The organism is Pseudarthrobacter sp. PH31-O2 (genome assembly GCF_030063265.1).
Taxonomy (GTDB): domain Bacteria; phylum Actinomycetota; class Actinomycetes; order Actinomycetales; family Micrococcaceae; genus Arthrobacter.
The window spans coordinates 100,107-120,285 of sequence record NZ_JASIST010000001.1 but is presented as its reverse complement, the minus strand read 5'-3'; the positions used below and the strand labels follow the sequence as shown (position 1 = coordinate 120,285).

At 62.9% G+C, this 20,179-nt stretch carries 18 protein-coding genes; 4 read left to right on the top strand and 14 right to left on the bottom strand.

Going from position 1 to position 20,179, the window contains the following annotated elements; genetic code table 11:
- Nucleotides 1–3: 3 nt before the first annotated feature.
- The 10 genes from ftsX to QMG72_RS00420 form a co-directional block, all read right to left on the bottom strand.
- On the bottom strand, nucleotides 4–918 hold the full coding sequence (gene ftsX / locus QMG72_RS00465) for a permease-like cell division protein FtsX (RefSeq protein ID WP_226774400.1): 915 nt from the start codon (nucleotides 916–918) through the stop codon (nucleotides 4–6).
- Entirely contained in the window at nucleotides 915–1,673 is a 759-nt protein-coding gene (gene ftsE, locus QMG72_RS00460; protein ID WP_226774399.1) for a cell division ATP-binding protein FtsE, read from the bottom strand. Before ftsE ends, ftsX begins: the two co-directional genes overlap by 4 nt.
- A 197-nt stretch (nucleotides 1,674–1,870) precedes the next feature.
- Complete coding sequence (gene prfB / locus QMG72_RS00455) at nucleotides 1,871–2,986, bottom strand: peptide chain release factor 2 (RefSeq protein WP_226774398.1); 1,116 nt, start codon at nucleotides 2,984–2,986, stop codon at nucleotides 1,871–1,873.
- 65 nt (nucleotides 2,987–3,051) lie between these two features.
- Nucleotides 3,052–3,522, bottom strand: a complete 471-nt coding sequence (locus QMG72_RS00450) for a pilus assembly protein TadG-related protein (RefSeq protein ID WP_283479304.1) — start codon at nucleotides 3,520–3,522, stop codon at nucleotides 3,052–3,054.
- Nucleotides 3,519–4,073 (bottom strand): hypothetical protein, encoded by a 555-nt coding sequence (locus QMG72_RS00445; protein WP_283479303.1) that lies wholly within the window; start codon nucleotides 4,071–4,073, stop codon nucleotides 3,519–3,521. Before QMG72_RS00445 ends, QMG72_RS00450 begins: the two co-directional genes overlap by 4 nt.
- Complete coding sequence (locus QMG72_RS00440) at nucleotides 4,054–4,431, bottom strand: TadE/TadG family type IV pilus assembly protein (protein WP_283479302.1); 378 nt, start codon at nucleotides 4,429–4,431, stop codon at nucleotides 4,054–4,056. The genes QMG72_RS00445 and QMG72_RS00440 overlap by 20 nt, the downstream gene beginning before the upstream one ends.
- A gap of 26 nt (nucleotides 4,432–4,457) precedes the next feature.
- Nucleotides 4,458–4,712: a hypothetical protein gene (locus QMG72_RS00435; protein ID WP_226774394.1), complete on the bottom strand. Its 255-nt coding sequence runs from the start codon at nucleotides 4,710–4,712 to the stop codon at nucleotides 4,458–4,460.
- A 54-nt stretch (nucleotides 4,713–4,766) separates the two neighbouring features.
- A complete protein-coding gene (locus QMG72_RS00430; protein WP_283479300.1) occupies nucleotides 4,767–5,708 on the bottom strand; it encodes a type II secretion system F family protein in 942 nt (313 codons plus the stop codon).
- A complete protein-coding gene (locus QMG72_RS00425; RefSeq protein WP_283479299.1) occupies nucleotides 5,705–6,559 on the bottom strand; it encodes a type II secretion system F family protein in 855 nt (284 codons plus the stop codon). The genes QMG72_RS00430 and QMG72_RS00425 overlap by 4 nt, the downstream gene beginning before the upstream one ends.
- Nucleotides 6,559–7,782, bottom strand: coding sequence for a TadA family conjugal transfer-associated ATPase (locus QMG72_RS00420; protein ID WP_283479298.1), 1,224 nt, complete (start codon nucleotides 7,780–7,782; stop codon nucleotides 6,559–6,561). Before QMG72_RS00420 ends, QMG72_RS00425 begins: the two co-directional genes overlap by 1 nt.
- 601 nt (nucleotides 7,783–8,383) lie before the next feature.
- Here QMG72_RS00420 and QMG72_RS00415 point away from each other — a divergent pair.
- From QMG72_RS00415 to QMG72_RS00405, 3 genes are all read left to right on the top strand, one after another.
- A complete protein-coding gene (locus tag QMG72_RS00415) occupies nucleotides 8,384–10,750 on the top strand; it encodes a GH25 family lysozyme (RefSeq protein WP_283479297.1) in 2,367 nt (788 codons plus the stop codon).
- A 211-nt stretch (nucleotides 10,751–10,961) separates the two neighbouring features.
- Nucleotides 10,962–12,044 carry a substrate-binding domain-containing protein gene (locus QMG72_RS00410; protein WP_283479296.1) on the top strand — a complete coding sequence of 361 codons (1,083 nt, stop codon included), beginning with the start codon at nucleotides 10,962–10,964 and terminating at the stop codon, nucleotides 12,042–12,044.
- A 31-nt stretch (nucleotides 12,045–12,075) separates the two neighbouring features.
- The gene (locus QMG72_RS00405) at nucleotides 12,076–13,686 is read left to right on the top strand and encodes a DUF2142 domain-containing protein (RefSeq protein WP_283479295.1); all 1,611 of its coding nucleotides are present in this window, start codon (nucleotides 12,076–12,078) and stop codon (nucleotides 13,684–13,686) included.
- Nucleotides 13,687–14,410: 724 nt separating this feature from the next.
- On the opposite strand, the gene QMG72_RS00400 is transcribed toward QMG72_RS00405, so the two are convergent.
- The gene (locus QMG72_RS00400; protein WP_283479294.1) at nucleotides 14,411–14,836 is read right to left on the bottom strand and encodes a GtrA family protein; all 426 of its coding nucleotides are present in this window, start codon (nucleotides 14,834–14,836) and stop codon (nucleotides 14,411–14,413) included.
- Nucleotides 14,837–15,155: 319 nt separating this feature from the next.
- Here QMG72_RS00400 and QMG72_RS00395 point away from each other — a divergent pair, with 319 nt between their 5' ends.
- A complete protein-coding gene (locus tag QMG72_RS00395) occupies nucleotides 15,156–16,751 on the top strand; it encodes a DUF2142 domain-containing protein (protein WP_283479292.1) in 1,596 nt (531 codons plus the stop codon).
- A gap of 125 nt (nucleotides 16,752–16,876) precedes the next feature.
- Here the strand turns inward: QMG72_RS00395 and QMG72_RS00390 are convergent, their stop codons facing one another.
- The 3 genes from QMG72_RS00390 to QMG72_RS00380 are packed head-to-tail and all read right to left on the bottom strand — an operon-like array spanning nucleotide 16,877 to nucleotide 20,113.
- The gene (locus QMG72_RS00390) at nucleotides 16,877–18,289 is read right to left on the bottom strand and encodes a sugar nucleotide-binding protein (protein WP_283479290.1); all 1,413 of its coding nucleotides are present in this window, start codon (nucleotides 18,287–18,289) and stop codon (nucleotides 16,877–16,879) included.
- A 3-nt stretch (nucleotides 18,290–18,292) separates the two neighbouring features.
- The gene (gene rfbB / locus QMG72_RS00385; protein WP_282360475.1) at nucleotides 18,293–19,291 is read right to left on the bottom strand and encodes a dTDP-glucose 4,6-dehydratase; all 999 of its coding nucleotides are present in this window, start codon (nucleotides 19,289–19,291) and stop codon (nucleotides 18,293–18,295) included.
- A gap of 54 nt (nucleotides 19,292–19,345) precedes the next feature.
- Nucleotides 19,346–20,113: a glycosyltransferase gene (locus QMG72_RS00380; RefSeq protein WP_283479289.1), complete on the bottom strand. Its 768-nt coding sequence runs from the start codon at nucleotides 20,111–20,113 to the stop codon at nucleotides 19,346–19,348.
- Between the last annotated feature and the right edge of the window lie 66 nt (nucleotides 20,114–20,179).

Sequence of the window (20,179 nt, the reverse complement as noted above, 5' to 3'; positions counted from 1 at the left end):
ACGCTAAACCTTCAGGTATCGACGAAGGGTTAGGAGCGATGATACGCCTGCCAGCAGCACGCCAAGGCCAATGAGGGCCGGTGCGAGCACCAGGGTTTGGCCCGCGGAGATAAACGCGGTGTCCGGATACTGCTTGGAGAGGTATCCGCCCAGGAAGAAGTGCGCCACGGCCCACAGTGTTCCCGAGGCCAGCGCCGCGCCAATCACTGCGGCTATCACGCCCTCCAGGATAAACGGCAGCTGGATCACTATTTTCGATGCCCCGACCAAGCGCATGATCCCGGTTTCCCGTCGCCTGCTGAAGGCGGAGAGCCGGATCGTGGTGGCGATCAGCAAGATGGCGCAGATGATCATCACGCCGGCGACGCTGACGGCCACGAGGGAGGCAGCGTTCATGACCGAGAAGAGCCGTTCGAGGAGCTGGCGCTGGTCGATCACGGTTTCCACACCGGCCTGCGATGAGAAGGTCTCGCTGATGATCTGGTACTTTTCCGGGTCCTTCATATTGATCCGGAAGGAGGCCGGGAGCTGGTCCGGCGTCACCGAGTCAACGATCGGGGAATTGGAAAACTGTTCCTTGAAGTGCCTGTACGCATCGTCCTTGGACTCAAACTGGAAGTCGTTGACGTACTGGGCAACGGCCGGCGATTCCAGCAGCTTGCCCAGGTTGGCCTGCTGTTCGGGGGTGGCGGGCCCGCTGGCGCAACTGGCCGCCGTCGAACCGTCGCTGCACAGGAAGATGGCGACCTGGACCTTGTCGTACCAGTAGCCCTTCATTTGGTTGATCTGCAGCTGCAGCATGCCAGCGGCGCCGACGAAAGTCAGGGACACGAAAGTCACCAGGATGACGGAGACCACCATGGAGAGGTTGCGGCGCAGGCCGCTGCCGATTTCGGCGAGGACGAATTGGAGCCTCACAGCTGGCCCTCCCCTTGCGGGTCCCGCCCGCTGGCGTCGCGCAGGCGGCGCGACTGTCCCACGACCGGGATCATGGAGGTGTAGAGCGCCTTGGCCTCATCGCGGATCACAACGCCGTTCTTGAGCTCGACGACGCGTTTGCGCATCTCGTTGACGATGTCGTCATCGTGCGTTGCCATCACCACTGTGGTGCCGTTCTGGTTGATCTTGTCCAGCACCCCCATGATGCCCATCGAGGTGGTGGGGTCCAGGTTGCCGGTCGGCTCATCGGCGAGCAGGATGCCGGGGCGGTTGACGACGGCGCGGGCGATCGCCACGCGCTGCTGCTCACCGCCGGAAAGTTCGTGTGGAAGGCGGTTTTCCTTGCCTTCGAGCCCGACGGTCTTGAGGACCTCGGGAACGGTGTCCCGGATGACGCTGCGGCCCTTGCCAATGACCTGCATCGCGAAGGCGACGTTGGCGAAGACAGTCTTTTGGGGCAACAGGCGGAAGTCCTGGAAGACGACGCCGATGCCGCGGCGGAGCCTGGGCACCCGCCAGCTGGAAATGTTGGCAACGTTCTGGCCGGCCACGTAGACGGCACCGGAGGAGGCACGGTCCTCTTTAAGGACAAGGCGCAGGAACGTCGATTTTCCGGAACCGGAGGCCCCGACGAGGAAGGCGAATTCGCCACGGTCGATCTCAAGGTTGATGGAATCCAGGGCGGGGCGCGCCTTCTGGTCGTAGACCTTGGTGACATTTTCGAAACGGATCATGGCCCTAAATACCCTGCAGGACATGGACAGGTACATCCCGGTTCTGCTGCCGGCGCGCGGGCTTTCTAGTGGGGGAAGTAGAGCTCCGGCTTCTCGACTATACGCACGGGCCCCGGCGGATCGGCCCGAGTGCCGGGGCGTGTCGCAGGATTAGGCGGCCAGGACGGGTGTGCCGCGGAAGTAGGGCGTGTGTGCGGCTATTTGTCGGCGTTGCGGTTGTCGGTCCGCCAGCGGATGCCGGCATCAATAAAATCGTCGATCTCGCCGTCGAACACGGCCGAGGTGTTGCCGACTTCGTGCTCGGTGCGGAGATCCTTGACCATCTGGTACGGGTTCAGGACGTACGAGCGCATCTGGTCGCCCCAGGAGGCTTTTACATCGCCGGCGAATGCCTTCTTCTCCGCGTCCTCCTGCTGCTTCTTCAGCAACAGGAGCCTGGACTGCAGCACTCGCAGCGCGGCCGCACGGTTTTGCAGCTGCGACTTCTCGTTCTGCATCGACACCACGGTGCCGGTGGGGATGTGGGTGAGGCGCACTGCGGAGTCCGTGGTGTTGACCGACTGGCCGCCGGGGCCGGAGGAACGGAAGACATCGACGCGGATCTCATTGTCCGGGATGTCGATGGAGTCCGTCTGCTCGATCAGCGGGATGACTTCGACGGCGGCGAAGGAGGTCTGCCGGCGGCCCTGGTTGTCGAAGGGACTGATCCGCACCAGGCGGTGGGTGCCGGCTTCGACGCTGAGCGTGCCGTACGCGTAAGGGGCCTTGACCTCGAAGGTGGCGGACTTGAGCCCTGCTTCTTCGGCGTAGGAGGTGTCCATGATGGTGGTCGGGTAGCCGTGGCGTTCAGCCCAGCGGAGGTACATCCGCAGCAGCATTTCGGCGAAGTCTGCCGCGTCCACTCCCCCGGCGCCGGCTCGGATCGTGACGACGGCTTCGCGGATGTCGAACTCGCCGGAAAGCAGGGTAACCACTTCGAGTTCCGTCAGTGCCTTGCGCACGGACTCGAGTTCCGTCGCCGCTTCACCCATGGAGGCGGCGTCATCCTCGTCCTGGCCCAGCTCCACCAGGACCTCAAGATCGTCTATCCGGGAGGCCAGCGAGTCAAGGCGTGCCAGTTCGGACTGCCGGTGCGAGAGCCGCGAGGTAATCACCTGCGCGGCCGCGGGGTCGTCCCACAGATTGGGTTCGCCGGCCCGTTCGCTGAGTTCGGCGATGTCCTCCTTCAGCCCCTCAACATTCGAAACGTTCTCGATCGAGGCGTAGGTGGCTCGGAGGGCGCGGATTTCTGCGGGAAAATCAATGTTTGCCATGGTTTTTTAACCCTACGCTATCCCCGCAGGCGGCCCGGACTGGGCTGCCTGGCAGCGCCGGGGCTCTAACGTGAAAGCCGGGAGCGCGCCGTCGAACTCGCTTCGATCCTGATGCCGTCGGGGATCAGGAAGTTGACCATGGGCGGGTGGACGGCGGCGCTGAGCACCACGACGGCGGTGGCCCCGTCCGGGCTCCCCGTCCCCGGGCCAACGGTGAGGCCGGCGAACCGGGTGAAGGCATTGCTGCGGTCCAGGAACTCGATGGCGGTTGCCCGCACGCGGGCGCCGGTCAGCACAGCGGTGGGGTTGCCGCGGGCCGCTTCGAGCTGTCCGAGTGTGAAGCTGTCTGCCGCGGCTACCGAGGCGCCGTCGGCCATCGACAGGAGCTTTTTGTGCTCGATATAGACACTGGAGGCGGCAATGACAACTGTCGAAAGAAGCACGGCGAGCAGCACGTACCCGATGATCAGCACCATCAGTTGACCGTCGTCGCGGCGCTGGCCGGAGCGTAGTTGCGGTGCCCCGGAGCCGCTCATCGGAAGCGGCCCACCAGCTGCGTGGCGGAGGCGCTGAGCTGACCGGCGTTCAGGTTCAGCACGTCGCCGAAGGGGACAAAAGGCAGCGGTACGGTGAGGTGGACGGTGACCGTCACGGCCGTGCCCGCGGCCATACAGTCGGCCGGGGCGCATGTGGTCTCGACCCGGGCATCCGCCGCGGGGTGCCCGTGGTCTGCGAGCGCCAGCAGCACGGCCTGCTCTGCGGCTGCCCGGGCGGCAGCGCCGTCGGGCTGCGCAACGAAAACCTTGGCGGCCTGGTCCGCGGCACCGACGACCGCAAATGAGCCGCTTTGGAGCGCTCCCATGGTGATGATGAAGTAAACCAGCGGCACCATCAGCAACAGCGACAGGAACGTAAATTCGACGACAGCGCTTCCCTGTTCTGCGTTCTGCGGGAGGCCGGCGTTGACTGCGCGGGACCCGCCCGCCGACAGCCTGTGCCGAAACTGGCAGCGCGGTGGCTGCCAGTGCGCTGAATGCCAGTGCGGTGAGAGCCAGTGCGGTGGACGCTCAGGGCTGAATGGCAGCATGCCCTTTCACCTCCAGGGCTGCGCGGGGACCGATCAGCCCGATCACGGGCAAGGGCGCGCGCACAGTGACTTCCAGGGTCCGGATACCCTGGTACGTGGCCTCGCTGGTAGTGACGTCGGTGGCAAAATCCTGGTTGAGGGCGACTCCGATCAGCTGGACTGTCCTGTCCCGGGCATCCGCGGAACCGCGGTCCGCGAGGGTGCCGTATCTGGCGCCCGAGGCCGCGGCGTCGACCAGGGTATTCCGGACGTGGATGACAAGGGTGAGCTGGATGATGGCGAGGAAGAACAGCGTCAGCAGTCCACCCACAAGCACAAAGTCCACCACTGCCGAGCCACGTTCGTCAGTCCTGCCCAAGCCGCCTCGGGGCAGGGGCACGTGTTTTACTGCCCTACCTTGTCCATGGCCTGGTTGAACAGTGCCTCCAAGGCCGGGCCGGCGAGGGCGAGGAGGGCGGCGACGAGGATGGCGGACATCAGGGTAATCATCACCCAGCCCGGCACGTCGCCCCGTTCGCTCGGATCGCTGCGCCGTTCAGGATGCTCTCCGGCATCCTGCGCCGTGGAATGTCTTGCCGGTACGGGCAGCATGCTGATGGTGCAAAGCAACAGTGTCATCTGGTTGCGGATCTTTTTCACGTTCACTCCTTGGTTCGCATGTTCGGTTGATTTCGGTGTTTTCCTTTGCTGCGGTTAGAGGCCCATGCTGATGGCGGCGAGTCCGGGAAACACGGCGAATACGACCGTCAGCGGCAAGACGCCAAACACGACCGGCACCATCATTCCGATTTCCTTCTTTCCGGCCGACACCATGAGCTCGCGTTTGGCGGTATCCCGGACGTCCTGCGCCTGGGCCCGCAGCACTTCAGCCAGGGGGGTTCCCCGTTCGACCGCCACGATCAGCCCGTCCACAAAACGGAGAAGAGGGCCGAGTTCGGTCCGAGCGGAGAACTCCTGCAGGGCGTCCACGAGCGGCGTCCCCGCCCGGGTCTCGGCGAGGACCAGGGCGAATTCTTGGGAGAGCTCGCCTCGGGCGCTGCGGCACACTCTGTCCAGTGCCCCTGTGGCACTCTCGCCGGCGCTGACAGCCAGCGCCATCAGTTCGGCGATGCTGGGGAACTCCGCCATCATCCGCGCTTCGCGCTTTTTGATCCGGACGCCCAGCAGATAGTCCCGCAACAGAAACCCTCCGGCGGCGCTGCCGAGGACCAGCACAGCGGCGACCAGCGGGCTGAAACGCCCGGCCGCACCGAACAGCACGACGGCGCCGACTGCGGCCGCAAAGCCGCCGGCTCCCCAGAGAAGTTGTTCTGCCCGGAAATCGGCTGGCGACGCGGCACTCCCTGCCCTGGACAGACGGCGGTTCAAGGTCAAGGAAACCGGATTCAACCGCCCCAGCGACCTCACGGCGTCGCCGATGACCGGGCGCAGAATTCTTTCCAGCGGCCCGAACGGTGTGATGTTCCCCGGCGCCGTGCGCAGCAGCCGGGATTCCAGATTGTGGGCCTTCAGCTGCGGGCTGATGCGTTCCACGAACGTTGTCGGCCGCATAAACGGCAGCCGGACAAGCAACAGCCAGAGGCCAATGCCCAGGACGACTCCGCAGACAACAGCTGCCGCCATCAGGCCGGTCATCGAAGGACCCGCTCGTCCGCAGGGAGGGCACCGATGCGGAGCATGGTGGTATAGGAGATCAGGGAAACTGCCAGTCCGCCGAGCAGTACAGCGGCACCGAGGGCAGTGTTGTAGGCAGCTACCGCTTCGGGGCGGCTGGCCATCAGCACCAGGACAAGCCAGGGGGCGGCGACCGCAAGCCGTGCTGCGTTGACGGTCCAGGACTGTCTGGCCTCCAGTTCGCTTCTGGTGCGGGCATTCTCCCGGAGGAATTCCGCCAGGGTTCCCAACAGCCGACCCAGATCGGAGCCCCCCACCTCCTTCGTCAGACGGAGCGCTTCGATAATCCGATCGGCGACGGGGTCCGCCAGACGGTCCTTCAGCCGGGTCAGGGAGGGGCCGAACTGCCCGCCGGCACGGTAGTCGGAGCCAAAGTCACGGAACACCTGCCGGAGCTCCTCGGGCCCCTTTTCGCCCAGCTGGATCAAAGCCTCCGGCAACGACAGGCCGGCCCTAATCGCCGAGCGAAGGTGGTCAACGACGTCGGGCCACAACTGTCGCAGCACGGCGGTCCGCTTCCGTGCGCGCCACGAAACGATGGCCATTGGCAGCCAGCCACCAAAAAGGCCAAAACAGCCCGCGATGGGCCATGACCGGGTCACCGCGAAGAAAACAAACATTGTGAACCCACCGACACCCAGGCACGTCGCCGCCAGGCCCGAGCCACTGACCTTCTCGATTCCGGCGGTGCGCAGAAGATCCTCCAGCCGGCTGCTGCGCCGTGCGGGGCTGGCTGGCTTGGGCTGTTCCCAGGCGGACCACCAGATCAGCAGGAATCCGGCGCCCGCCACCATGCCGATCAGTGCAGCCATCAGCGCGGCTCCAGCAGGGCTGCGACGTCGTACCCTGCCCGGGCAAACTTCTCCGCTGCCGGCATCGAATTGGCACTGGGCTGCAACTGGCCGTCAGCGAGGGCAAAGACCATGGAGGATTCGATAATGCCGTTCTCCACACGCCGGCCCAACGACAGGATCTCCGTAACTTCGCGGCGTCCGCTGGCGTGCCGGGCGCAGTGGACCACGAGGTCGATGCAGGATGCGACCGTAGGCACCACGAAGGCGCTCGAGATGTTCTCGCCTGCAAGCAAGGGCAGCGTGCAGATCTTGGTGACGGCATCGTGGGCGGAGTTGGCGTGGACGGTGCACATGCCGGGAAGGCCGGAGTTCAAGGCAATGAGCATGTCCAGGCTCTCGGCCTCCCGCACCTCGCCCACCACCAGGCGGTCGGGGCGCATGCGCAGTGCCTCCTTGACCAGCCGGCGCATGGGGATTTCACCTTCGCCTTCCAGGTTGGGTTGCCGGCACTGCAGCCCCACAACGTCCCGCAGCGGAAACTGCAGCTCAAAGATCTCCTCGACAGTAATAACGCGCTCGCGGGTACCGATGCTCGCGGCCAAACAATTCAGCATGGTGGTCTTACCCGCCTGGGTGGCGCCGGAGACCAGGATATTCAGTCCGCTTGCCACGGCCGCACCGAGGAACCGGGCGGCCTGGGGCGTCACGGTGCCCAACTCCACCAGGTGCTCAAGCCGACTGGCTTTTACAACGAACTTGCGGATGTTAATGGCCCAGTGCTTTCTGGTCACGTCAGGAATGACGACGTGCAGGCGGGAACCGTCGGGCAGCGCTGCATCCACGAACGGAGAGGACATGTCGAGCCGTCGCCCGGAGCTCTTCAGCATCCGTTCCACAAGGTCCCGTACCTGCTGGTCCGTGAGCGAGACCGAGGTGAGCTCGGATTCACCGTTGCGGGCGACGTAGATCTCGTTGGGCGCATTTAGCCAGACCTCCTCAATGGCGGGATCGTCGAGCAGGGGTTGCAGTGCCCCAAAACCGGCCACGGCGTCGAAGACAAACCTCCGGGCCGATTCAAGCGGGCCGATGGGCGGGAGCGGGGCCAGCAATGCGCGCTCGTCGTAATCCAGGACGGCGGCCTCGACCAGGCGTCGGACCTCACCGGCCTGCCGCATGGGGTCCAGTCCGCGGCGGCGAATCAGCTCGCGGACTTCGTCCTCGACAATGCGAACAGCCTCCACAATGGCCCCCAGTTTGCCTATTCGCCCTGCTCCGGGGGCGCTGCAATTGGGTTAAAACTAGGGCTCCCCGCGCTTCGGAACAAGAGTCCGGTGCGGCGGATGTGGAAAACTACCCGCAGTTTTACAACAATTTTCACATTGGTAACACAAGAAACTCTGGTTTCACTACTTTCCCCAGATAGGGTGAGCCCGACAAGTCAGACATTCTCACCACCCGGCAGCCTTGATGTGCTGATTCTCGGGCGCGTGACCAGCGTGGCACGGCCGTAATCGTGTCGTTGTTCCGGAGCGAAAAATGAAGCGGACCCTACTTCCCCCTACCAGTCACCTGGGCAGCCGGGTCGGAGCCACCCTACTGGCCCTCTGCCTCGTCGCCGGACCGGGCTTGGCTGTTCCCGCCGGTGCCGTTGAACCGACACCGAGCGTCACCGCGACTCCCCCGGCCGCAATTCCGGCCCCGGGGGTCACTACCTCGCCGGCACCGGCCATTGCCGAGGCCCAGCCGACCGCTTCCGGCCCGGCCATACCGGCCCCTACTGCGACTGCCGCCACAGTGCCCCCCACAACACCGGATCGGTCCAGTGCGGGATACCGTGCAGCCATGGCAGCAGCGACGGCCGGAGGCGGGGCAGAGATGGGCCAGGGGCTGGCGCCCAGCCCCGGTGCAGCCGCAAAAACGCTGACCACGCAGGGGACCTGGATGCCAACGTTCGGCGTTCAGGGTCTCGATGTCAGCCAATACCAGCCCTCTGTGAACTGGCAACAGCAGTGGAACATGGGCGCAAGGTTCGCCTATATCAAGGCGTCCGAGGGCAACTATTACACCAATCAAATTTTTGACTCACAGTACAGCGGGTCACGGGCGGTCGGGATGATGCGGGGCGCCTATCACTACGCGAACCCGGCCGCTTCCTCCGGCGCCGACCAGGCCAGAATTTTCGTGCAGAGCGGTGGCGGCTGGACTGGCGACGGCTATACGATGCCGCCCGTGCTCGATTTCGAAGGCAATCCCTACGCAGGCCAGACCATCAACGGCTACTACCAAGGCAACGCTTGCTACGACATGTCGCCGGGCGCACTTACTGCCTGGGCCAGTGACTTCAGCAACACCATGTATGCGCTGACGGGACGGCTGCCCGTCATTTACACCGGCAATTACTGGTGGAAAGACTGCGTCGGGAACCCCCTGGGCTTCGGCGACAACCCGCTATGGCTAGCTTCCTACCCGAGCTCCTTCTCGAACGACGCCGGCCCGGTCCCGGCCAGCTGGTCGACCTACAGCATCTGGCAGTACAGCGACAAGGGGCCCTTCGCCGGCGATTCCAATGTCTGGGCCGGCGACTACGCCAGCCTTCAGCGCTTCGCCGCGGGGAGCCCGCCACCGGTGCCCACCGACGCCACCCGGAAGGTCATCTCCACCGGGGACTTCGATGGCGACGGAAAGTCTGACCTCATTCAGCGCAGGGCCGACGGTGAGCTTTGGCTGTATTCCGGTGACGGGACCGGCCGCTACCCGGTAAGCCGTCGTATCGGCGCCGGCTGGCAGATCTACGACAGCGTGGTCGGCGTCGGGGACTACAACGGGGACGGCAAGAACGATCTGCTGGCGCGGAAGTTGGATGGATCCCTATGGTTTTACGCCGGCACCGGCTTCGTTTCTGGCAGCAGCGAAGGCTACCGCGGGGCGGTCAAGATCGGCGCGTTCGGCTGGGACGTCTTTAATGCAATCCTTGGCGTCCGCGATTTCGACGGCGACGGGAAGGCTGATCTGCTGGCCCGCACGGCGGACGGCGCCCTGTATCTTTACTCCGGAACCGGAACCGGCCAAACCGGAACGGGCCGGAAGATCGACTTTGGCTGGGACGTGTTCAACCAACTAGTGGCAATCCAGGACTTCGACGGCGACGGCACCAGCGACCTTGTCGGCAGGAAACCGGATGGCACCATGTGGTTCTACTCCAACACCGGCAAAGCCGTCTTGGTCAACCCCCGCCAGATCGGCACCGGTTGGGGCATCTACGACCAGCTTGTGGGAACCGGAGACAGCAATGGGGACCGGCTGGCTGACTTTGTAGGCAGCCAGACCGACGGTTCCCTCTATTTCTATGCCGGAACCGCCATGCGGGACCAGGGCTATCAAAGCGCCCGAAAGATCGGCGACTTCGGCTGGGGTGCGTTCGACACACTCGTCGGCACCCCGGACTTCAACGGCGACGGAACGGCCGACCTGCTGGCACGCATGCCGGACGGAAGCCTGTGGTTCTACCCCGGAACCGGAACCGGAACCTACGGAACTGCGCGGAAAATTGGAAACTTCGGCTGGGACGCCTTCGACTCCCTGACCGCCGTCGGCGACTTCAACGGCGACGGCAAGAGCGACCTACTGGCGCGCAAGCCGAACGGTAGTCTGTGGATCTACGCCGGCACCGGACGTGTGGATGCCAGCAACAGCGGCTACGCTCCTGCAGTGCAAATTGGCAAATTCGGCTGGGACATGTTCGATTCACTTGTCGGAACCGGCGATCTTGACCGCGATGGAAAGAACGATGTCCTTGCCCGCGGTAAGGATGGCTCCCTTTGGCTCTACCGTGGCACCAGCAAGATTGACGCCTTTAACACCGGATACCAGCCGGGCGTTAAGATCGGAGCTTTCGGCTGGGAGGTTTTCGCGGAAATCGTCGGCGTTGGTGATTTCAACAGCGACCGTAAGAACGACGTCCTTGCTCGCAGGCCAGACGGCACGTTGTGGTTCTATGCGGGAGACGGGACCGGAAAACTTTCGCCGTCGCTGCGGGTAGGAACGGGCTGGAACGTCTATGACAACTTCGGGTCGGCACGGAATCTGGATGCTGACGCGAACCCGGACCTTGTTGCCCGGCGGCCGGACGGCTCACTATGGAGCTATTCCGGGACCGGCATGAAGCCAAGCCAGGGATATTTGGGCAGGACGTTCGCAGGCAGCCTCTAAGGCAGCCGGCAACTGTGCCTATTGGGACTCGCCCGGGGGAGCTCTGTTCCTGGACGTATTCGACCTCACGCGCCGCCACTTCCGAGGACTTGGCTGTCCAGAAAAACGCGCGCACCCCGGTGCCACAAGTGGGTCGAACCCATTGCTGCGGCTAAAGTGGACACTGGCCGCGAAAGCGTCCACTGAGTTCTGCATGAAGGAGACGCACACGATGGCACCCAAGAATCGACGGCACGGCGGAGCCATTTTGGCAGCCGTCTGCGCGCTCGGGCTGTCATCCTGCGCCACTGCCGACTACGGAAATGGAACCACTGGGTCGTTGACGGCCATCGGCAGCGCGAGCCAAAACGGCCCCATCGCAGCATGGCTCAAGGGCTGGGCCAAGGAAAACCCTCCGACTTCCCTCCGGTTCTCCCCCGACGGCGACGCTGTCGGACGAGACGCCATGGTCCGTGGAATGGCGCATTTTGCCAGCCTCGACTCGCAACTGACCCGAGAGGACTGGGAAAGTTCGAAGACTGCCTGTGGTCCCGAAGGCGCATTCGCGGTACCGACGTCGGTGACTCCTATTGGCGTTGCATACAACGTTTCCAGCCTTCGCAACGTCAACTTGGACGCGTCCACGCTCTCCGCAATCTTCCACGGTGACATTACCCGGTGGAATGACAAGCGGATATCGGAATTGAATCCAGACACGAAGTTGCCCGACATGAAAATCGTACCGGTCTGGGCACGCGCGGAATCCGGGCTTGCGCAAGCCGTCGGCAGGTACCTCAGTCCCAACGACGGAGCAGCCGCAGGCATAGCCACTCAAACTTGGGCGAACGCTTCGGCCGGCCAAAGCGTCGCAACGTACGCCGACATTGCCAAGAAGGTCGATGACACCGCCGGGTCAATTACTTTCATGGATAGGTCGTCCATTGGCAGCCGATTCTCCACCGCGGCCCTCAGGTTTGGAGACGAATTCGTAAAGTTCACAGAGGACGCGTTCACCACGGCTGTCGCCAACGCGAAAGTGAGCGAGGCCGTCGGCGGCGGCGTAGATATGTCGCTCCAAGTCGGGGCGTCCCCAGGATACTCGCTCGCGTTTGTCGGCTATCAGGCGTTCTGTCATTCGTATCAGAACCCTGCGCTGGCTCGCTTGGTGAAGTCGTGGGCGAGCTATGTCACCGGAGGTGGCGGCCAGGCGAATTCAACGTACTTCGCTCAGGTCATGTCACCTAACTCCAAAGCGCTTGAGCTATCCAGCTCGGCCGTCGAAACGATCAAGGCTTCGCAAGATGATAACCACTAGTCCAAGCTTGCCAAGTTACCCGACTCCAGTCATGGATTCAACAGCCGGGAGACCGGCCGCGTTTCCATCCCATGACAATCGAATGGTGCTTAGGCAATTCCTTCGGACATTCGCCTTCCTGAGCCTTCTTACCTCGCTGTGGTCACTGGCAACCCCGCTGATGGCCTTTCCGGATGAAGTTTCGCATACGATCAAGGCGGCAGCCGTTGCCCGGGGGCAATTCGTGGTTCAGGCGGGGCAATCCTACGGTCACGGGGTCCATGTTCAAGTGCCGTCCTACATCGCTAATCTCTCCGACCAAACTTGCACAGCATTCAAGCGCGAGATGGCTGCTTCCTGTGCCCCCTCCATCCCCCTCGATGACAACTACCTAACCATCGGTGTGACGTCGGCGGGCATGTACAACCCCATGTACTACTGGATCGTGGGCCTACCCAGCCTGATCTTCTCGGGCGCACCTGCGTTGTTTGCGATGCGGATAGTGAGCGCCGTGCTCTCCTCCGCCTTCCTTGCCGCGGGATTCACCGCATTGACCAGGCTCCGCGCGCCTAAGTGGCCAGTTGCGGCCGCTGCCGTAGCCGTAACACCCATGGTCCTCTTCCTGGCGGCAGGCATAAATCCCAACTCACTCGAGATAACCGCCACGATGGCCGCATTTTGCGGCCTCCTAGTCTGTCTGGAGAACTCCCGCAACCTTGCCGTCGTCAAGCCGGCGATTCTGACAGTCGGCATCTCGGCTGTCGTCCTGGCCAATACCCGAAACGTTTCCCTCGTGTGGCTCTTGGCTGCGGTCACCGTCGCGGTGACCTTCTTCGGGTTCCGCCGGGTAGGAATGCTGTTCCACAACCGGACCGTGTTGGTTACGTCGGGCGCAATGGCCGTCGGGGTCGGGCTGGGCCTGTGGTGGATCGTCTTAATGATCTTCGCCCCAGGCTCCACTGCGGCCGCGCCGGACGGCATCACCAATCTGGTTGAAGGGGTAAAGCCCCATCAGGCCTTCCTGACCATGCTTGATCGCGTGTTCGATTTCGTACCCCAGTACATCGGCGTGATGGGCTGGCTGGACACTCCCGTTCCGCAGGCTGTCGTACAGTACTGGAGCATGCTTCTCATGCTCGCGCTTCTCATACCGTTGACGAGCCGGCAAAGCCGCCGCGCCTTGGGTTTCTGGGTTGCGTTGCTGGCGTTGGCAATCCTACCCGCGATCATCCAAGCCGGCCTCATCACCACCGTCGGCTATATTTGGCAGGGACGTTACAATTTACCGCTGTTCATGATCCTAGTCATCGCGGCAGGCATGTCCGTCAGGAACCGCTCCTTCGAGTCAACTCCGGAACTCCGAAACGTGGGCCGGGTCATTATCGCCGCAGGTGCGGTGGCGCACGTCTATTCTTTCATCTATCTGCTGCGGCGCTATGTGGTTGGACTGCATGACACCGGCAACTGGCAGGTCATGATCACGCATCCCGAATGGCAACCGCCGTTGAGCTGGATCGGATTGTCAGCACTGTATGCCGGTCTGATCTATCTGGGCTCAGCGGGACTTTACCGTTACCTCTTTCCAAGCTATGAACTTATTGATAAGTTCCGGGGATTCAGCGGCTCACCTGCGGCCACGGGAAGTGAAGCACCCCGCTCCTAGCGTGCGTCACTTGCCGCTCCCAACACGCGCCGCGGCTCGCGAATTCCAGCTAGCATGTGTCGACGCTTCGTTCTACCCCGGCTTCCCAGGTCGGAACCCAGCCACGCGTAAGACCCTGACGGCTTCGAACTCAGGTCGACTTTTCCAGAACGAACGTCGTTGCGTTGACCATGCACTGAGACGGGACTAAACAGCAGGATCGGACAATTCATCAGACACCGCCGCGACTAAACACCAACGCTGTTGAAAGGACACGACGTGGAGAAGCGCTCCGGCAAAGCAACCCAAGCGATGTACTTCTAGAGTCGCACCATCCCGAGCCTTGTTGGTTTCCGGCACTCGCGAGCGGGCCAGCGGGAGACACAAGTCGTGGAGGCCGGCGTAGTGGACCTAGACGATCGAAGCTCAAGCCGGGTGGTTGCTATGCCGCTCGTCGCGCACTCCAGCCGCGGCACAACTGCCTTTGGGCGAAGGGCTCGTGCTCCGAACCAGGACCCAACCGCAATTCGGACGAGACAAAACAACCTGTCCACCGCTTCTAGTTCCCCAGCCTGTCGGCCCGGGACCAGGCCACCCGAGGGAGTTCACCCCTACCGGCTCGACGTTTGGTGCTGCAAGCCGCAACCAACGCCTCGGCAACGTACCTCGTTGGGCTTCATGCCCCTTCTAGCCGGGTCCGCGCGGAGAGCATTGGACGCCTCCCGCGCCAACGGACCCGATTTTTCTAATCTTTGGGAGACGAAGCGGGGCTTCCGTCCTCAACCAAATCGATTGACTCACCAGGCTTCGAAGCGTCCGGTCGGAAGATCCAGTGCTTGTAGAGGAGGAAGTTCCAACCGGTTGTGGCGACCGTGGCGATAACCTTGCCGATCGCGTACGACTGGCCAGCCCCTGCGACGACGTTCACGATGACGTCGGTAGCGACGACGTTGAACGCAACGAGTGCGCCATACTTGACGAAGCTAACGTGGGCACGGGTCCCGGATTGAAATGTGAATTTTCGCTGGACGAAGAAGTTGAATACAAGGCTGGTCAAGAAAGCGATCGGCGTGGCGATCCAGAGTCCGACACCGAAACCCTCATGCAGCAGGGCCAAGAGCCCCAGATCAATGGTGAACGACGCCACCCCAACCACCAGGAACTTGACCAAGTAACCATTCCGGACCAACACTTGGAGACGGCGAGTCAGACTGATGTCACTATCCCGCATTATAAGAATTTACCGCCTGTGATCGTTGGAATGCCCGGCACCGTTCTAGCGCAGTGACACCAAGACAGTCTAGACGAGTCAGAGCCTATGTCTACTTGGGCAGCGCTGTTGGCGGACCGGAGTCAGCGTGTTCGGCGCCGCAGGCGATCCGGACAGAGGATGCATTGCCTGGTACCAAGTATTGTTGATCGAGTCCCAAATGTCCCCTATAGAGAGAACTTCGCCTCCCGTGAAACTCGGTAACATACCCCCCGGGCTCGTGCGTTTCCTGACAGCGTTTGGTTTGCTGGCGGCGCTCACCACGATCTGGGCCCTGGCCAGTCCGTTGATGGCCGTCCCCGACGAGCAAGCTCACACGATCAAGGCCGCCGCCGTGGTACGAGGGCAACTGCAAGGCGAGTCTGGTATCTCTCAGGGCGAGCGCTCGCAAGTGGTTGTTCCGGCATTCATCGCGGCCGTCGACGGGCTCCCGGGATGCTTCGCATGGAAAGAAACCGTTGCGGCCAATTGCAGTCCGCAACTATTGCAGAACCCTGACCCGGTCAAAGCCCTGACAAGTGCGGGCAATTACAACCCCATGTACTACGCGGTCACGGGCCTTCCCAGTTTGTACTTCTCTGGCGCCAAGGCGATCTACGCCATGCGAGTCATTAGCGGACTACTGAGTGCGGCCTTCCTTGCCCTGACCATCAGCGCCCTAGGCGGCCTCCGGCGCCCACGGCTGCCGCTCATTGCAGGCTCGATCGCCCTGACCCCCATGGTTTTCTTCCTCTCCGGCGCCGTGAATCCCAACGCATTGGAAATTGCGACTTCCTTGGCGGTCTTCAGTTGCCTCTGCTTGAGCTGGGAGCGCATTAGCACGGAAGGAGCATGGAAGACATCACTCGGCATGGCTGCATTCTCGGCGGCCGCCCTGGCCAATACACGGGCGGCGTCGCTGCTCTGGCTGGCCCTAGCCGTGGTCGGCTCCCTCCTGATCTTCGGCTTCCGGCCCCTGCTGTCGATTCTGCGGCAGCGCTTCCTTTGGGCCATGATCCTCGTGGTTGGCATCGGCTGCGCACTCTCCGTTCTGTGGCTCAAATCGGCTAACAGTCTGCAGAACCTGATGGGCCAGGGAGTCGACGCAACGCCCCTTCAAGTCGTCATTGTCATGTTGGATAGGACCTTTGATTTTTCCGCCGGCTACGTTTCCTATTTGGGCTGGCTGGACACCCTTGGTCCGGCCGGTGTGCTCGTTGTCTGGTCGGCCTTGATTGTTGTCAGTCTGGTCACAGCCCTATCGGCTGCCGACCGCGCCGGACGTGTGGCCGTCGCCTTCCTTCTGGTGTGCGTGATCGTTCTGCCGCCCTTGTTGCAGATCCCGCTGGTGAAGGACGTCGGATACATCTGGCAAGGACGCTACATCCTGGCGCTTGTGGCCGTGATGATCGCCGCCTGTGGAGTTGCACTTCGCGGTGTCGAATTTGGCGAAGGTCCGGCAACGCGCAGGGCGATCAAGATCATACTGGGGCTCATGGTCTTCGGCCACCTATACAGCTTTGTGTACGGCATGCGACGCTACGTTATCGGCATCGAGGACAGATCGAATTGGAGCGACATGTTCCGGGCGCCGCTATGGCAGCCGCCGCTTGGCTGGATTACCTTAACGCTCCTCTATCTGGCAGTCTTGGTGGCCGGCGCCGCCGTCCTTAACCGTTATCTGATGTCGCCGCGGCGTACGCACTCCGCGGTGGGCTCAGCAGCTTTCCCCGTTTCGGCTGAACCCCTCGAGACTCCAGTCGCAGTAGTGCCTCCCACACAGAAGGCCGTCCAAAGGACCACGCGCGACGGACAGGAACCGACCGCCCCCCGCTAGGAATCGGGACGCCGCCGCAGCGGCCCCAACCTGGGTTCGGCCAACAGGCAAGAAGCCCCGCAGGCTGCCAAAGTCGGCGGTCTACGGGACTTCTTGCCGTCAAGTGCTATTCGCAATCATCGCGACTATCGCCGCGTCAAATACCCCTGCAGGCGATCGGCCGCCGATGCCGGCACGAAGCCTGCGGCTGCTATTTTTGCCAGATCCAGCGTGCTGTTTGCCGGACGGAGCGCAACGGATTTTCCGCGGAAGTATTCTTCCGTGCTGACCCCGGTGACGGCGTCCCGTGACTTGCCGGAGAGTTCGAAAACGTCGGCCGCGATGTCCGCCCACGACTGCGGAGCACCTTCGTTGCTGAGGTTGTAGGTCCCGAAGGGCGCGCCCGTTTCGAGCAGGTGCCGGATGCCGGCGGCAATGTCCTCGGTAAAGCTCAGCCGGCCGATCTGGTCGTTCACGACGGACGGCTCAATTCCGCGCCCGGCGAGCGATGCCATGGTCCGGACGAAGTTGTTGCCCTCCCCGATCACCCAGCTGGTGCGCACGATGTAGTGCCGCGGCACCACGGAAACGACGGCGTCGCCTGCGGCTTTGGTCTGCCCGTACACCCCCAGCGGGGACAACGGCTCGTCCTCGGTGTGGAGCTCGTGGGTGCCGTCGAAGACGTAGTCGGAAGAGACGTGGACCAGAACCAGGTCGTGCTCGACGGCGGTTCGAGCCAGCCGTGCGACGGCACTGACGTTTGCCGCCCAAGCCGCGGCCCGGCCCTGGCCCGACTCGGCCGCGTCGACTGCGGTATACGCGGCGGCGTTGATGATCGTGGAGTAATTTTTCCAGTTCCGGGCCGCAAACGCGTCCGCGCTGCCGAGGTCAAACTCGGTGCGGCCGGCGAACTCAACGGAAGTATCGCCGTCGTAGAGTTCCCGCAGCGCCTTGCCGAGCTGGCCGTCGGCGCCGAGGACGAGGGTCTTCTTCGGCGGCATCGGGACGACATCCCCTAGCCGCGGGTGGGCCTTGTCCTTGTCGGAGAGTTCGGCCTCCTCCAGCGGCATGGGCCAGGCGATCGCGGCGCTCTCGTCGGCGAGGTTCAGGAACGTGTACTGGCCCTGGGCGTCGGCGGACCAGTGGTCGTTGACCAGGTACGTGTAGGCGGTGTTGTCCGCCAGGGTCTGGAAGGCATTGCCGACACCGCGGGGGATAAAAATGGCCTGGCTGGCATCGAGTTCGGCCGTGAACACAGCACCGAATGAGGCACCCTCGCGCAGGTCAACCCAGGCACCGAATATCCGGCCGGTGGCGACCGAAATGAACTTATCCCACGGTTCGGCATGGATCCCGCGGGTGGTTCCGGCCTTTTCGTTGAACGAGATGTTGTTCTGCACCGGCCGGAAGTCCGGCAGGCCCAGGGCCACCATTTTTTCCCGCTGCCAGTTCTCCTTGAACCAGCCCCGGTTGTCGCCGTGGACCGGAAGGTCGTAGAGGACGACGCCGGGAATCGGGGTTTCGTGCGCGGTGAGCTTTTTCGAGAACTCGATCGACATAATCTACTGGCCCTGTTCCGTGTACTTAGCTTCCGTGGCCGCCTTCTGCGGACGCCACCAGTCCTCGTTGTCCCGGTACCAGGCAATGGTGTCCTCGATCCCGGCGTCGAAGTTGGAAAAGCGCGGCTTCCAGCCGAGCTCATCGCGCAGCTTCGCGGAGTCGATGGCGTAGCGCATGTCGTGGCCGGGACGGTCCACCACATGGTCGTAGGCCTCCGGGGACTGGCCCATGTGCTTGAGGATCAGTTCGACGACGTCCTTGTTGTTCTGCTCCCCGTCCGCGCCGATCAGGTAGGTCTCCCCGATCCGGCCCCCGGCGATGATCGCCAGGACAGCGGAGGAATGATCATTGGCGTGGATCCAGTCCCGGACATTCTCGCCCTTGCCGTAAAGCTTGGGACGGATCCCGTCGATCACGTTGGTGATCTGGCGCGGGATGAATTTCTCCACGTGCTGGTACGGGCCGTAGTTGTTCGAGCAGTTGCTGATCGTTGCCTGCAGCCCGAAAGACCGCACCCAGGCCCGGACCAGCAGGTCCGAGCCCGCTTTGGTCGAGGAATAAGGACTGGAAGGGTTGTACGGGGTGCTCTCGGTGAAGCGCTCCGGATCATCGAGTTCAAGGTCGCCGTAGACCTCGTCCGTGGAGATGTGGTGAAAACGCTTGCCGTGCTTCCGCGCGGCCTCGATCAGCGTATACGTGCCGATGATGTTCGTGTCCAGGAACGGGCGCGGATCATGCAGCGAATTATCATTGTGCGACTCCGCCGCGTAATGAACCACAACGTCGGCCTCGGCCACGAGCCCGTCGACCAGGTCCGCGTCGCAGATGTCACCCTTGACGAACTCCAAACGCCCCGCCGGAAGGCCCTTCAACGAATCCAGGTTGCCGGCGTAGGTGAGCTTGTCCAGGACGGTCACGTGATCGTCTGTGTTCTCAACTACATAGTGGACAAAATTGGAACCAATGAAGCCGGCGCCGCCGGTGACAAGGAGTTTTTGCATTCAGTCAGCTTACCGTCAACCGAAAAGCTCCAGCGATCAGGGCATTGGAGCGCGCTACTTCGGTGCGCGATTTTGCCCCGCAGTGCGCCGCAGGGCCTCCCCCAGCAGCCGTAAAAGGACCAGCCTCGCGGACGCGATGACCCGGAGGGAGCGCCAGCCTTCCGGAGTCGCGTTCGCGCCGTGGATTCGACGCAGCAGCGTCGACTCGTCCAGGTGGCCGATCGAGCCAAGGACGTTTCCGCCGATCGCAAGCCACAGGTCATGGGACTCTTTCAAATACCGTGGAACGGGAGCAAATAGTCCTAGGACCTCCCGACGGAAGGCCATGCCGCAGCCGTAGTAAGCCCGGTAGCCGATCAGGATGCCGGCCAGGTTGGGGACGCGGCGGTTGGAGTCGGCACTTCGCAGTCGGGCAATAGCCGGGCGCGGACCACCGCCAAGCACGTCGAAATTGCTCGCAACAACCGCATACTTGTCCAACGCCGCCAGCATCAGCTCAAGACGGCCTTCGATCCAGATGTCATCCTGGTCCGCCAGGAAGATACGTGACCCGCGGCTGGCCAGGACCGCCTGCTCAAAGGACCTGACGTATCCCTGGTTTGACGCCGCCTCAAGGAGCCGAATGCGGTCGTCACCGAAAGCCCGCACGGCGTCCCGGGTTCCGTCAGTAGACGCGTCGTCAACGATGACAACCTCGTCCGTCGGTCCCAGCTGCTCCAGGATGGAAGCCAACTGCTCGGTGATGTACGCCGAGCCGTTGTAGCTGGCCATGCACACGCTCGCGCGGACGGCGGCCACATTGTTTGGCTGTAAAGAACTCATGGACTCGCTTCGCTCGGTTGGGCACAATGCCGAAGGGAAACCACGGCAACCCCGTCAATTCATCCT

Bases quoted from the DNA above. Each gene is read 5' to 3' on its own strand.
- ftsE (WP_226774399.1), bottom strand. From the start codon at position 1,673: ATGATCCGTTTCGAAAATGTCACCAAGGTCTACGACCAGAAGGCGCGC.
- prfB (WP_226774398.1), bottom strand. From the start codon at position 2,986: ATGGCAAACATTGATTTTCCCGCAGAAATCCGCGCCCTCCGAGCCACC.
- QMG72_RS00450 (WP_283479304.1), bottom strand. From the start codon at position 3,522: ATGAGCGGCTCCGGGGCACCGCAACTACGCTCCGGCCAGCGCCGCGAC.
- QMG72_RS00445 (WP_283479303.1), bottom strand. From the start codon at position 4,073: ATGCTGCCATTCAGCCCTGAGCGTCCACCGCACTGGCTCTCACCGCAC.
- QMG72_RS00430 (WP_283479300.1), bottom strand. From the start codon at position 5,708: ATGACCGGCCTGATGGCGGCAGCTGTTGTCTGCGGAGTCGTCCTGGGC.
- QMG72_RS00425 (WP_283479299.1), bottom strand. From the start codon at position 6,559: ATGGCTGCACTGATCGGCATGGTGGCGGGCGCCGGATTCCTGCTGATC.
- QMG72_RS00415 (WP_283479297.1), top strand. From the start codon at position 8,384: ATGGCAGCAGCGACGGCCGGAGGCGGGGCAGAGATGGGCCAGGGGCTG.
- QMG72_RS00410 (WP_283479296.1), top strand. From the start codon at position 10,962: ATGGCACCCAAGAATCGACGGCACGGCGGAGCCATTTTGGCAGCCGTC.
- QMG72_RS00405 (WP_283479295.1), top strand. From the start codon at position 12,076: ATGGATTCAACAGCCGGGAGACCGGCCGCGTTTCCATCCCATGACAAT.
- QMG72_RS00390 (WP_283479290.1), bottom strand. From the start codon at position 18,289: ATGTCGATCGAGTTCTCGAAAAAGCTCACCGCGCACGAAACCCCGATT.
- rfbB (WP_282360475.1), bottom strand. From the start codon at position 19,291: ATGCAAAAACTCCTTGTCACCGGCGGCGCCGGCTTCATTGGTTCCAAT.
- QMG72_RS00380 (WP_283479289.1), bottom strand. From the start codon at position 20,113: ATGAGTTCTTTACAGCCAAACAATGTGGCCGCCGTCCGCGCGAGCGTG.